9 protein-coding genes are annotated in these 14,840 nt (G+C 31.1%); 8 read left to right on the top strand and 1 reads right to left on the bottom strand.

Annotation, left to right across the window (positions count from 1 at the left end; translation table 11 throughout):
* Positions 1–4: 4 nt before the first annotated feature.
* Both DAD81_RS10745 and glgP read left to right on the top strand, forming a co-directional pair.
* Positions 5–910 (top strand): sialate O-acetylesterase, encoded by a 906-nt coding sequence (locus DAD81_RS10745; protein WP_111708260.1) that lies wholly within the window; start codon positions 5–7, stop codon positions 908–910.
* A gap of 178 nt (positions 911–1,088) precedes the next feature.
* Complete coding sequence (glgP, locus tag DAD81_RS10740; protein WP_111708259.1) at positions 1,089–2,729, top strand: alpha-glucan family phosphorylase; 1,641 nt, start codon at positions 1,089–1,091, stop codon at positions 2,727–2,729.
* A gap of 98 nt (positions 2,730–2,827) precedes the next feature.
* On the opposite strand, the gene DAD81_RS10735 is transcribed toward glgP, so the two are convergent.
* Positions 2,828–3,157 (bottom strand): hypothetical protein, encoded by a 330-nt coding sequence (locus DAD81_RS10735; protein WP_157961116.1) that lies wholly within the window; start codon positions 3,155–3,157, stop codon positions 2,828–2,830.
* A 337-nt stretch (positions 3,158–3,494) separates the two neighbouring features.
* Between DAD81_RS10735 and DAD81_RS10730 the strand changes: the two genes are divergently transcribed.
* The 6 genes from DAD81_RS10730 to DAD81_RS10705 all read left to right on the top strand — a co-directional run bounded on the left by DAD81_RS10730 (position 3,495) and on the right by DAD81_RS10705 (position 14,829).
* Entirely contained in the window at positions 3,495–5,858 is a 2,364-nt protein-coding gene (locus DAD81_RS10730; RefSeq protein ID WP_111708257.1) for a glycoside hydrolase family 3 N-terminal domain-containing protein, read from the top strand.
* A 3-nt stretch (positions 5,859–5,861) separates the two neighbouring features.
* Positions 5,862–7,307 carry an alpha-L-fucosidase gene (locus tag DAD81_RS10725; protein WP_111708256.1) on the top strand — a complete coding sequence of 482 codons (1,446 nt, stop codon included), beginning with the start codon at positions 5,862–5,864 and terminating at the stop codon, positions 7,305–7,307.
* 4 nt (positions 7,308–7,311) lie between these two features.
* Positions 7,312–10,095, top strand: coding sequence for a VPS10 domain-containing protein (locus DAD81_RS10720; protein ID WP_111708255.1), 2,784 nt, complete (start codon positions 7,312–7,314; stop codon positions 10,093–10,095).
* A gap of 38 nt (positions 10,096–10,133) precedes the next feature.
* Entirely contained in the window at positions 10,134–11,723 is a 1,590-nt protein-coding gene (locus DAD81_RS10715; protein WP_111708254.1) for a sulfatase family protein, read from the top strand.
* Positions 11,724–11,744: 21 nt separating this feature from the next.
* Entirely contained in the window at positions 11,745–13,400 is a 1,656-nt protein-coding gene (locus DAD81_RS10710; protein WP_179950047.1) for a glycoside hydrolase family protein, read from the top strand.
* A 142-nt stretch (positions 13,401–13,542) separates the two neighbouring features.
* The gene (locus tag DAD81_RS10705; protein WP_218939696.1) at positions 13,543–14,829 is read left to right on the top strand and encodes an MFS transporter; all 1,287 of its coding nucleotides are present in this window, start codon (positions 13,543–13,545) and stop codon (positions 14,827–14,829) included.
* Positions 14,830–14,840: the final 11 nt, after the last annotated feature.

Raw genomic sequence — 14,840 nt, 5'->3', positions numbered from 1 at the left:
TAAGATGAGATTTAAATTAGTAATAGTAATGTTTTTAATAGTTCCGTTAGTTGGAATTAGTCAAAGCACAAAATTAGATACCATAAGAGTTTTTTACTTAGGAGGTCAATCCAATATGGATGGTCATGGGTATAATAAAGACCTTTCAAAATCGCAACAAAAAGCAATGAAAGATGTTTATATTTTTCACGGAAACCCTGTAGATGATGCCCAGCCAAATGGAGGCCTAGGGAAGTGGGAAGTTTTAAAACCAGGTCATGGAGTTCGTTTTTCTTCAGATGGAAAGAACAACAAACTTTCTGATCGTTTTGGAGTAGAATTATCATTTTCTAAAAAAATGCAAGAATTATATCCAAATCAAAAAATAGCAATTATTAAATATTCAAGAGGAGGTTCATCTATTCATTTAAAAGGTTCAAAAGGTAAAACGTGGGATCCCGATTATATAGGTGTAGGAGGAAATCAATATGATTATTATTTAAAAACAATTAATACAGCTTTTAGTGTAAAAGACATTAATAATGATGGAAAAGAAGATTATTTATTGCCATCAGGAATTGTTTGGATGCAAGGCGAAAGCGATGCTAAAAATGAAGAAATAGCCAATGAATATTATGGTAATTTAGTTCGGCTTATGGGGTTAATAAGAGCTTCATTAAGAATTGATGATTTACCAGTTGTAATTGGTAAAATTTCAGATTCAGGAAATAATGAACAAGGTAAAGTTTGGAATTGTGGAGAGCTAATTCAATACGCACAGGAAAAATATGCAAAAACAGATACAAATGCGGCAATAATTAGATCAACAAAAAATTATAATTATACAGATAAATGGCATTATAATAGCGAAGGCTATATTGATTTTGGTGAAAAATTTGCAGAAGCTATGTATATTCTGCTTCAGAAATAGATATTTCTAAAAATTATATTTGAATTAAATAGCACTAATTAATTGTTCTATTTTCACATTAAAAGGAGTTTAATCACATTTTTTAGTTATTTGTAAATCGTAATATGTTAATATAGAATATATTTTAGAGTGGGTAAAAAACTAAATTTGGCATAAATTTTAAAACATCCAAAATTAAATGGAGAATATATACAGTAAATGGCATCATCCGTATAAAATTAACAAAAAGTTTGATAAAAAAGTTGCATACTTTAGTATGGAATTTGGAATTCACCAAGCTTTGAAAATTTATTCGGGAGGATTAGGGTTTTTAGCAGGTTCTCATATGCGTTCTGCATTTGAATTAAAGCAAAATATGATTGGTATTGGAATGCTTTGGAAATACGGATACTATGACCAAGCAAGAAATGAAGATCAAACTTTACGTGCTGATTATATTGAGAAAACATATAATTTTTTAGAAGATACAGGAATTGAAGTAGAAGTTCCAATACACGATAACCCAGGTGTTAAAGTAAAAGTATATATTTTAAAACCTGAAATATTTGGTTGTGTGCCAATGTATTTGCTAAGTACTGATGTAGAGGGAAATGACCACTTATCTAAAACAATTACAAATCATTTATATGATTCTAATGAACTTACTAGAATTTCTCAAAGTATTATTTTAGGTGTTGGTGGAGCTAAAGTTGTTGAAGCTTTAGGAGATGCTGATGTTTACCATTTAAACGAAGGTCACGCTTTACCTGCATTTTATTATTTAAGAGATAAAGGAGTAACAAAAGATCAAATGGTTTTTACAACTCATACACCTGAAAAGGCTGGAAATGAAGAACATGATGGTCGTCTTTTAAATAGATGTGGGTTTTTTGGAAGAAATTATTCAGAAGATGAATTAAGAAAAGAAATGGTGAACGATGGTCTTATAAACTATACCGTTTCTGCGTTGCGTATGGCTAAAAAAGCAAATGCTGTATCTAAATTGCATGCCATAGTTTCTAATGATATGTGGAAAGGTTATGAAGGTATTAGTGAAATTATTCCTATCACAAATGCGCAAAACCAATCTTTCTGGCAAGATGAAGAAATTAAAAAAGCTTGGAAAAAGAAAAGTGCAAAGAAATTTAGAGAGAGAAAAACTGTACTTAAACAAGAATTGTTTAGTGAAGTTTTAAATCAAACTAAAAAAATATTTGATCCAAATGTAATAACTTTAGTTTGGGCAAGACGTTTTGCAGGGTATAAAAGAGCTGATATGTTCTTATATGATTTAAAGCGTTTTGAAAAATTATTGTCAAACGAAAAATATCCAGTACAAATTATATGGGCTGGAAAACCATATCCTAAAGATTATCAAGCTATTGAGGTTTTTAATCATTTAGTAAATTTCTCTAAAAACTCTAAAAATTTAGCAGTTTTAGTAGGGTATGAAATGGATTTATCAAGAAAATTAAAATGTGGATCAGATATTTGGTTAAACACACCAAGAATTACTCGTGAAGCTTCAGGAACAAGTGGTATGACAGCTGCATTTAATGGTTCAGTAAATGTATCTATTAATGATGGTTGGATTCCTGAATTTGAAAAAAATGGAGAAAATTGTTTTGTACTTCCAGAAGTAGATTACAAATTACCTGTTTGGGAACAAGACGAAAAAGATTGTGCAAACTTATACGACATTCTAGAAAATAAGGTTTTACCAACTTATTACGATAAGCCTAAAAAATGGCAGGAAATTGTTTTTAAAGGTATAGATGATACAATTCCTGAATTTACAAGCGCTAGAATGGCTACTCAATATTACGAGGAATTATACTAAAATTGAAAAATATTGTCTATTAATAGATAGCGTTTTTTGCTATCAAAAAAAAGCTCAAACTTATTAGTTTGAGCTTTTTTATTATTTCAAATATTATATTATGAAGCTTTTAATTTTAAAGGCATAATATATTTTTTACCAGTTATACTTGCGTTATTTATTTTTTTGTGATTGATGTTTTTTCTAATATAATTTAGCACATCATTGTTTTTAGTATTTACATCTAAAACTATTATTTTTCCTTCTGAACTAAAAGTAAATGTCATTAAAATATTAATTTCTTTATCAACTTGAAAATCTGGAGTTTTTAATAAATTAATAATTTCTGTTCTAATTTCTTTTTTTACTAAATCTGGATTTGAAGTCATTGCGAATAAACTTGAAGTTCCAATTAATATGGCTAAAGTCATTAATTTAAATTTTTTCATGATAAGTAGTTTTAAGTTATTTTTATTAGTTTCAGTTATATAAAAGACTATCATATTCGCTAAATGTGACACTGTTAACAATTGTTTAACAAAAAATATTAAAGAAGGTTTTAAAAATAAATTGATCAAAAAAACTAGAGTAAACCATTTTTTATCATAAAATAATCATAGCTTTTGTTGTTGAAAATAGAACTTTTGGGTTGAACTGTTGTTCAATTGGGTTTTTAACCTTGTATTATAGACTAATTGAAAAAATAGTTTAAATGAAACTTTAATAATTTTTATATTTGATAGGGTTTTTATCAACATCCAATAAACTTATCAAATTATAGTATTTATGAGAATTCTTTCAATCTCCTTTTTTCTGCTAGTTGTTTTTTCTTGTTCAACAAAAAAAACAGAGCAACAAACTCAATTAGTTACTCCTTTTTCAACATCAGAAATTGATGCAAAAGTTGAATCCATAATGGGTAAAATGTCAATGGATGAAAAGTTGGCTCAAATTCAAGGGATTAGACCAATGGAAATAATGAAAGATGGAAAAATATCTTTAGAAAAATGTAGAGAAAAAATACCAAACGGAATTGGGCATTTTAGCCAGTTTTCATCAGGTTTAACTATGGAGCCTGAAGAGTTAAGAGATTTTGTACGTTCTGTTCAAAATTATTTAATGACAGAAACCAACTCTAAAATTCCTGCAATTTTTCATGAAGAAGCAATTACAGGTTTTGCAACGCAAGGAGCTACTACCTTTCCCCAACAAATAGGAATGGGATGTTCTTGGAATGAAGAATTAATTTCAAAAAACACAAATACTACACGTTTAAATATGAGAGCAGCTGGAGCAACTTATGCGCTTTCTCCAATGTTAGATATAAGTAGAACTGCACATTGGGAACGTATAGAGGAAAGTTATGGTGAAGATTCTTATTTAACATCTGCTTTAGGTTTGGCTTTTGTTAAAGGTTTACAAAGTAATGATTTAAGTAATGGTGTAGCTTGTACAACAAAGCATTTTGCAGGTTATGGAGCACAAAACAATAGTCCTAAAGAATTGTACGAAGAATATTTAAAGCCTCACGAAGTGGTAATTAAATTAGGAGGTGTTAAAAGTGTAATGCCGTCTTACGGAAAATATAAAGGAATGGCTGTAGTTGCAAATAAAGAAATGTTAACTAGTATTTTACGTGATAAAGTTGGGTTTAATGGTGTTGTAGTAAGTGATTACGGATCTATAAGATTAACATATAAAGGGCATAAACAAGCAAAATCTATGGTAGAAGCTGGAGCAATGGCTTTAAATGCAGGAACGGATATTGAACTTTCAAATGGACAATGTTTTCCGCTATTGCCAGAAGCAATTGAAAAAGGTTTAACTACAATGGCAAAGGTTGATGATGCTGTTAGACGTTCTTTAATTATGAAGGCAAGATTGGGGTTGTTAGATGAAAATCCTCAAATTGGTGTTGATGGAGATCTAGATTTCGATCCACCTGTTAATAGAGAATTAGCATATGAATCTGCTTGCCAGTCAATAGTTTTATTGAAGAATAACGGAATTTTACCGTTGAAAAAAGATATTAAAAAAGTGGCATTGGTTGGGCCAAATGCAGCAAGTGTTTACGGAATGTTAGGAGATTATACCTACCAATCTATGATTTCTTTTTGGTGGAGTACACCGTTTGATGCTAACAACCCAAAATTAGTTCCTTTAAGTGAAGGTTTAGAAGCTAAATTAGGTGATGATGTTACTATTCAACACGAAAGAGGTTGTGATTGGAGTGCAGCATTAGAATCTGTTATTCAACCAGAAATGGGGGATGATAGATTGAGTAAATTAAAAATGATGAGTATAAAAGGTGTAGCCCAACCTGATTTAGAAAATGCATTAAAAATATCAAAAGAGAGCGATGTAATTATTGCAGCAGTAGGTGAAAATATTTATTTAGTTGGTGAAGGTAGAAAACGAAAAGGAATAAGACTTCCGGGTGAGCAAGAAGCTTTTGTAGAGAAATTAATAGCAACGGGTAAACCTGTGGTTTTAGTTATTATGGGAGGAAGACAACAATTGGTTAGCAAGTTTGAAGATAAATGTGCTGCAATTGTACAAGCTTGGTTTCCTGGAGAAGAAGGTGGAAATGCTATTGCAGATATTTTGGTTGGTAATGTAAACCCATCGGCAAAATTATGTGTTACGTATCCAAGTACAGAAGATAAACAAGAGATTAATTACAAGAATGGTTATACGAAAGAAAACAAGCCTCAATATCCATTTGGGTTTGGATTGTCATATACAAATTACGAGTATAGTGATTTAGTAATGGGAACTTCAGCAAATGTAAATGATGAGAGAATTCCATTATCGTTTAAAGTGAAAAATGTAGGGAAAGTTAATGGAACTGAAATTGTACAGTTGTATGTTTCTCCAAAAAGTGAGACTTCAACATTAAATAAAATTCAATTGGAAGGTTTTGAAAGAGTTGCTTTAAAAGCAGGAGAAGAGAAAACAGTAACGTTTAAAGTTTCTCCACAACAATTTGTGCAGTATAAAAATGATGAATGGGTAATAGAACCTGAAAATTTTGAATTTTTGGTTGGCGCTTCGTCAACAGATATTCGTTTAAAGAGCGATTTAGATTTAAAAGGAACTAAAAAAGTATTAAAAAACGGGCGTTCAATATTTTTCTCTGAAAGAAATTAAACTATGAGTTTTTACAATTTAAAATCTACTTTAACAATTGGCTTAGTTGCTATATTAATTATTAGTACTATTCAGTGTTCAACTAAAGATGAAGAGCAAGTCAGTTCTATTGAAATAGCGAAAAAAGACTTTATAAATAAACGTTTTGGAATGTTTATTTGCTACAATATTATGTCTTATGGAGCCGGTTGGGGAGAAGCTAATTACCCGATAGAGTCATTTAATCCACAAAAATTAGATTGTAATCAGTGGGCTGATGCGGCAGTTTCAGCAGGAATGAAATTTGGTTTATTAACTACAAAACATCACGAAGGGTTTTGTTTGTGGGATAGTAAATTTACAGACTATGATGTAGCTTCAACCCCATATAAAAAAGATATTGTTAAACAATATACGGATGCTTTTAGAGAAAAAGGATTAGGTGTTGGCTTGTATTATTCTATTTGGGATAGTACTGAAGGAGTTGATAAAGGCCAAATTACGGATGAGAAAATGGTTTTTATAAAAGGTCAAATTATAGAGTTGTTAAGTAATTATGGGAAGGTTGATTATTTTGTAATGGATGGATGGTTTTGGCGAATGGGACATAATGAAGTTTCGTATGATGAAATAAGATCATTAATACGAAAATTACAGCCAAATTGTTTAATTACGGACCATACGCATATGCAAGCGCCTTATCATATGGATATTCCATATTTTGAAGGTCCTTTTGGAGCATATCCATCTGAAGATAATACAATGGCTTCTGCTTTGGGACATTGCAGTGTAAAAGGGAATGGTTGGTTTTGGAATGAAGAAACACCAAATGGTTTAAAAGCAGATGAGGGTGTTGATGTGATTTTGAATAAATTGACAGATTGTGAAGATAGGTATTGTAATTTTATGTTGAATTGTATGCCAAACCGTGATGGATTATTAGATCCTTTATTTATTGATTTACTTTCTGAAATTGGTAATAAGTGGAAGCCAAATACTTCTCGTCCAGAATTACCAAACCAAGGAAAACAAATTATTAAAACGTATCAAGTAGAAAGTATAAAAGCAACAAGTGGTGAGGCCAGCTATTTGATTGACGGAACTAAAATTCCAGGTAAAAACTATTACACTTGGGAATCTGATGCCGCTTTTCCTCAAACTATTTTATTGGATTTAGGAGCTGTGAAGGAGGATATTGATGTTTTAACTATAGTTCCTAATCATAGATGTAAACCAGCTCCAGAAACTTCATTAGCAGAAGGGAATATTACAAAATGTAAAGTTTATACTAGTGTTGATAATGAATCTTTTACTGAAGTTGGAGAATACAATTGGGAATCTAATAATAAATATAGAAACATCTCTTTTGAAAAAAGCAAAGCTCGTTTTTTGAAGATTGAAATTTTGAAAGCGAACGGTTCAAAAGCAATAATAACGGAATTAGAAGTTGGGTCTTCTTTAAATAAATAATAAAATGAAATACTATTTAGTTTTAATTCTTTCAGTAATAACTATTTCTGTAAGTGCTCAAAAAAGTTTTTTTAATAAATTAGAAAAAGAACGAGTTGTATCAAGTAAAGAAGTTATCTGGGAGCAAGTTGCACCAGGAAATGCTGGTTATGAAAATTTATTAAGATACCATCCAACTATACCAGGTAAAGTTGCTCTTTGTCCTGATATGTGGAATGCCTATCAATCTGATAACAATGGAAAACAATGGTATGGGATTACAGACTATGATGGAGATGCTTCTTTTTACCATTTACGAGATTTAGAATATTCTATAAGTAACCCTAAAACTGCAATTGCAATTGCTTCTTCGGAATTGTGGGTGTCAAAAGATACTGCTAGAACTTGGCAATTGGTTAAGAATTGTCCTTGGTATAAACCTGACGTTGATGGAAGTGATAAAGATGGTTGGAGAAAAAAAGTAGCATCATTAGCAATAGATCCTAATGATGATGAAATATGGTTTGTAGGTGGTGGAGAAAACGTTAGAGGGCAAGATTGGTTGTCTAGTTATAAAGATGTAACTACTAAAAATACTCACGGAAAAGAAGTGCAGCTTCAAGGAAAACTTTGGAGAACAAAAAATGCAGGAAAAAGTTGGAAACTAGTTAATATTGGATTGACCTCTAAAACACAAGTTGGAAGGATAATTGTAAACCCTAAAAATTCAAAACAGGTTTTTGCTGCTTCAAATTACGGAGTGTATCGTTCAAATAATGGTGGTTCAACGTGGAAGCAAATAACTGAAAACAAACTAGATAATAACATTGTAATGGATATGGACTATTATTACAATGCTGAATCAGGTAAGTTTATTTTATACCTGATAGATCAGGTTCATTACATTCCAAACGGAAAAACAACAAAATGTTCAGGAGGTATTTTTTATTCTTCTAATGAAGGTGAATCTTGGACTAAAATGAACGGAGATTTAGGGTTAGATATCAATAGACTAACGGGCGGAGTTCCTAAAAATTATTACAAATACATTTCAAAATGGCTAAATATTTCAGTTCAAAAAGCTAAATCATTATATCCAGAATTACCAACACAAGCACTGCAATATTTTAATATGCTTAGTTCAGATCCAAGTAGAGAAGGAGCTGTTTATATTGGTTTTGCAGATCCTCAAGTTGCAAATTCTATTATGCCAGGTCGTATTTGGACAACTTCAAACTATGGTGAAAAATGGGTAAATACAGCACGTTTGTATGAAGAAACTTGGGCAAAAGACAAAACTTATTGGGAAGAAAGAGGAAATCCTTATCACGAAAATATGAAGGTAGGTCACTCATCACCACATATGCGTTTTGGTAAAGATTATGCCTTGCGTTCAACACGTGGTTTGGATGTTGGAGTTGATGGTAGCGTAATGATGATTTCTGACCATAGTACAATGTTAAGTACAGATCACGGTGTAACATGGCAGCAAATGGATGAAGATTATACACCTTCAGGAGCAATTATAGGTCACGGTAATAGTAATTTACCGGGGTTAACAATAGCACAAGACAAACGATTTGAAACTACCTTATTGGGTTCAGGAGAACACGAATTGTGGATTCCTTCAGATGACAGTCCAGATAATCGTCAAGCATTAAAATACGTTGGGAGCACGCAACCTACAGTTAGTACAATAGCTTTTGATCCATACAATGCCAAAACAGTGTATGCAACTTCAAATAGACAAGAAAACAAACAAAATATTTTCCGTTCAACTGATGGAGGTTTAAACTGGAAAAATTACGGAGTTGCCACACCTGCAACAAACAATTGGTTGGATGATTTTTATTCAAATGCGTTAACTATTGACCCAGTTGACTCTAAATATATGTATTTGGGTATTACGATAATAGAGAATCCTAAAAAGGCTAAAATGGGTGGTTTTTTTATTTCTGAAGATTATGGAAAAACTTTTTCTCCAAGAAATAATGGTTTGCCAAGTCCTGCAAGAATTAAGGATATTCAGTTTGATCCAAGAGATAAATCGAATAAATCATTCTTTATAGCTGCGGAAAAACATACAATAAATTATCATGGTCCACAAGCTGAAGGAGGTTTGTTTTATACTTCAGATAGAGGATTAAATTGGCGAAAAGTAAATACACCATCTTCAATTAAAGGAGTAAACTTTATATGTATGGATAACACAAACAGAATGTATATAACTACAGGTTTTCGCCAAGGTGGAAGTGGAGTTTGGTATTCTGATGATTTTGGAAAAAAATGGCAACAAATATTTAAGTACCCAGGAGCACAGTGTATAGATATTTCTCCATTTGATAATAATTTATTAGTTGTAACTGTAGAGCATATGGCTAAAAACCCAGGGGTTTATATAAGTCGTGATAGAGGGGAAACTTGGACAAAGAACAATACAAATATTACAATTCCACATAAAATTGAAGATATAAAATTCAATATTCATAAGCCAAATGAAATGTGGGCAGCAACTTTAGGGTGTGGGTTTTATAAAGGAAAAATTAAAGATGGAAATAATATTAAAATTATTGAAGTTTCAGACAATACAGTTGAGTTGTATAAAGGAGAAAAACAACAACTATCAGCAAATATTATAAATTCAAAATTTTCAAAAGAAGATTTGGTTTGGAAATCTGAAAATACTTTAATTGCAAAAGTTAATAAAAAAGGAGAAGTAATAGCTGTTAATAATGGTCTAACTAAAATTTGGGTAACTTCAAAAAATGGAAAATTTGCTGATTTTAGTGTTGTTACTGTAAGAAAATAGAATAAAAATCACGAATAATATATTTCAATTTATAAAAAATGAAAACAATAAAAAAGTACATTCAAGTAAGTGTTTTTCTTATGGCAAGTGTTTTATTTGCTCAAAACAAAAAACCAAATATTATTTACATAATGTCCGATGACCACGCAGCCCAGTCAATTGGAGCTTATGGTAGTGATTTGGCAAAATTAAACCCAACTCCAAATATTGATAAGTTAGCTTCGGAAGGAATTTTATTTAAAAATGCTTTTTGTAACAATTCAATTTGTACACCAAGTAGAGCGAGTATTATTAGTGGGCAATATTCACAAACTAATGGTGTGCTAGATTTAGATATGGATTTGGATACTGAAAAGCAGTATTTACCAATTGAAATGAAGAAATTGGGCTATACAACTGCTATGATTGGAAAATGGCATTTAAAAAATGAGCCAGTTAAATTTGACTATTATAAGGTGCTTCCAAGTCAAGGAAAGTATTTTAACCCTACTTTTAGAGAAAAAGGGAAAGGAACCTGGCCAAAAAATATAGTAAAATCTAAAGGACATTCATCTGATGTTATTACGGATTTGGCTATTAATTATTTAGAAAACGTAGATAAGTCTAAACCTTTCTTTTTAATGCATCATTACAAAGCGCCGCATGATATGTTTCAATATGCACCACGTTATGAAGATTATTTAAAAAACACTGAAATTCCTGAACCAGCAAGTATGTACAATCAACCTTTTTGGGGTTCAGAAGGAACAAGAGGTAAAAACGATAGTTTGGTTCATTTTATAGGAACTTCAGTTTCGCCGAGACATGAGAATAGTGTGAGTGCATCAGATTATACTGCGCGATTTTTTGGTGAAGATATTGAACCAAAATTGGGTACTCATTTAGCTTATCAAAAGTATTTGAAAGATTATTTACGATGTGTTAAAGGTGTTGACGATAATTTAGGTCGTTTATTTGATTATTTGAAAAAAGAAGGATTGTGGGATAACACAGTTATTATTTATACTGGAGATCAAGGTATGATGCTAGGTGCACACGATTTAATTGATAAACGTTGGATTTATGACGAAGCAATGAGAATGCCATTTATTGTGCACTATCCTAATATGATTAAAAAAGGACAAACAACAGATTTGTTAATTAACAATACAGATTATGCGCCTGCAATGATTGAACTTGCAGGAGGTAAAACTCCAAAGTATATGCAAGGGAAAAGTTTTATAAATACATTAAAAGGTAAAAGCGAGAAAGATTGGAGAACAGGAACGTATTACCGTTATTGGATGCATATGATTCACCATGCAGTTCCTGCGCATTTTGGATTGAGAACAAAAGATTATAAACTAATATTTTACTATGGATCACATTATTTAACTGCTAAAGATTTTACAAACCAATATTGGATAAAATCTAAATTAGGACACAATGTTCAAACTCCTGTAGCTTGGGAATTTTACGATTTAAAAAATGATCCAAAAGAATTACATAATAGATATAACGATCCTGCTTTTAAAGAAATTATTGAAGAGTTAAAAGTAGAACTAAAAAGACAACGTATAGAATTGAATGAAACGGATAAAGAATATCCACATATTCAAAAGATAATTAATGAACATTGGAACGATTAGGTTATGATTAAAGAATTTAAAATGAATACAAAATTTTTATCAATTTTAGTTTTATTAATAATTACTGTTAACAATTTAGTAGCTCAAGATGTAGAAAGATCAAGACCTAAAGAATGGGATGGTTTAGTTGAAGGAAGTAGGTTTATTGATCGGTTTTTACCCATTCCAAAAATCGGTAAAAAATCTTCTAATACTTGGGGAGCAAAAGAAGTAATTCCTCGTTATATGGATAACGGAATTGAAGATAAAGATTGGTCTTATTGGGGAGGAAATAAAATACAAGGTGAAGATGGTAAATACCATCAATTTGTTTGTCGTTGGAGAGAAGATTCAGAAAAAGGGCATATGGAGTGGCCACGATCAGAAGTTACACATGTAGTTTCAGATAATTTATTTGGTCCTTTTAAATATGTTGAAACCATTGGTAAAGGTCATAATCCAGAGATTTATAAGATTAAAGATGGGCGATTTGTAATTTCTGTAAATGGAGGTTATTATTTGTCAGAAAGTTTAAATGGACCATGGGGGTTTTTAAAGTTTGAATACGATCAACGTGAAAAACCAATCTTAGATCATTTTACAAATAATACGTTTGCTCAACGTGAAGATGGTTCTTATTTAATGGTAAGTCGTGGAGGTGAGGTTTTATTTAGTGAAACCGGATTGCCTCCTTTTTATATGGTAACAGATAAAAGTAATTACCCGCCGTATGAAGGTCGTTATGAAGATCCTGTTATTTGGAGAACTAATATTCAATACCATATGATTGTTAATGATTGGATGGGGAGAATAGCCTATTATCAGCGCTCTAAAGATGGTATTCATTGGAAATTAGATGCCGGTGAAGCTTATTTACCAGGAATAGCAAAGTATGAAGATAAAACGTTGGAAGATTGGTATAAGTTTGAACGAATGAAAGTATTTCAAGATATACACGGACGTGCAATTCAAGCTAATTTTGCCGTTGCTGACACAATTAAAAGACAAGACAAAGGAAGTGATAATCATAGCTCAAAAAATATTGGAATTCCTTTAACGGTTGGTAAATTAATTACAATTTTGAATACAACTAAAATTGATGCTAATACTAAAACTATTCGTTTAAAAATTCAGGCAGAAGAAGGATTTAATCCTCAAAAAGATTTAAATATTAAATCTTTGAGATTTGGAGCTTCTGAAGTTGTGAATTTTGGTGGAGGAAGTAAAGTAATTGAAAAGGAAAAAGTTGACAATGATTTAGTTTTAACTTTTGAAGGATTAGGAAATGGAATTACTGAAGAAAATTTTGCAGGGAAATTATTAGGGAAAACAAGAAAAGGAAAAATGTTGTTTGGTTACGCACGTTTACCTTGGTTGGATTATAACCAGCAAGCATTGTCAAGTAAATATCCTGTGCTGGAATTAAATGGTAATCATTTAAAGGTTAGTTTAGAAATTGAAAATTTCGGTCAGGTTACATCAATAGAAACACCAGTGAAAATTTATTTCAAAAAAGATGGAAAATGGATTGAATTGGCTACAGGAAATGCTCCAGCTTTAAAACCTTTTGAAAAAACAATTATAGAAATGAGTTCTAAAAAGTTTGCGGAGATTGGAGAACTAGCAACTATTAGAGTAATAATTAATCAGAAAGAACAAAAACCTTCTACTCTTGAAGGAAATGTTATTATTAGGTAAAGGAATCGTATTATATTAAACAAATACAAGCCTTTATCAAACTAATGAAAATGATTTTTATATACAGTTAAGTCTTTGTAATTATAAAATATTTGTGATATTTACCTAATCATCAGTAATAATAGAAAAACAGAAATAAAATATGAGTAAAAAACCAATGACAAAAAAAAGGTTCGAAATCCTTACAATGATTTTTATTACTGTTGTTATAAATTATCTAGATAGAAGTAATATTTCGGTAGCTGCTCCAGCCTTAAGAGAAGATTTAGGATTAGATACCATTCAAATGGGATATGTCTTTTCAGCGTTTGGTTGGACCTATGCACTTCTTCAGATTCCAGGAGGAATTATTGCTGATAAAATTAAATCACGTGTTTTATATACATTTATTTTAACCTTTTGGTCTATTGCAACCCTATTGCAGGGTATTGTAAATTCATTTATTGTTTTACTTGGCTTAAGAGCTAGTATTGGAATTTTTGAAGCACCTTCATATCCAATTAATAATTTAGTTGTGAGTCGTTGGTTTCCAGAAAACGAAAGAGCATCTGCAATTGCCGTTTATACTTCAGGACAGTTTTTAGGACTTGCATTTTTAACTCCAGTTCTTGTTGCAATTCAAGATTCAATGGGGTGGAGAGGTCTTTTTATAGTGTCTGGGATTATTGGTTTAGTTTGGGCAGGAATTTGGTATATTTTTTATAGAGACCCAAGAGATCATAAAAAAATAAATGAAGCGGAGCTAGAGCATATTGAAAAAGGAGGTGGACTTATAGGTTCTGAAAATAAGGAGAAAACCAAAATTAAATTTAATTGGGGCGATTTAAAATATGCATTTCAATATAGAAAACTGTGGGGGATTTATATAGGTCAGTTTTGCTTAGGAGCAACAACAATATTTTTCTTAACATGGTTTCCAACTTATTTAGTTGAATATAGAGGATTGGATTTTTTACAATCTGGATTTTTAGCCTCAATTCCGTTTTTAGCTGCGTTTTTTGGAGTATTACTTTCTGGGTTTACATCAGATTTTTTAATCAAGAAAGGGTATTCAGCAGAAATTTCAAGAAAAACACCAATTATTATAGGAATGCTATTGTCTACTTGTATAATTGGAGCAAACTATACAGATGATACTTTTTACGTAATTCTATTTTTAGCTTTGGCTTTTTTCGGAACAGGTTTGGCTAGTATAGCTTGGGTTTTTGTCTCGTTATTAGCTCCTAAAAAACATTTAGGTTTGGTAGGAGGAACTTTTAATTTTATTGGAGGTTTGTCAGGAATAGTAATACCAACCGTAATTGGTTATTTAGTTCAAGATGGAGATTTTAGACCGGCATTGTTTTTTATAGGTGCAATTGCTTTTTTAGGATTCTTTAGTTATACCTTTATTGTTGGAAAAGTTGAAAGAATAGTTCCTAAAGATTAATATTAAATCAC

Source organism: Lutibacter citreus, assembly GCF_003260195.1.
Taxonomy (GTDB): domain Bacteria; phylum Bacteroidota; class Bacteroidia; order Flavobacteriales; family Flavobacteriaceae; genus Lutibacter; species Lutibacter citreus.
Note: the sequence above shows the minus strand (reverse complement) of the source record. Positions and strands in the feature narration are given on the sequence as shown.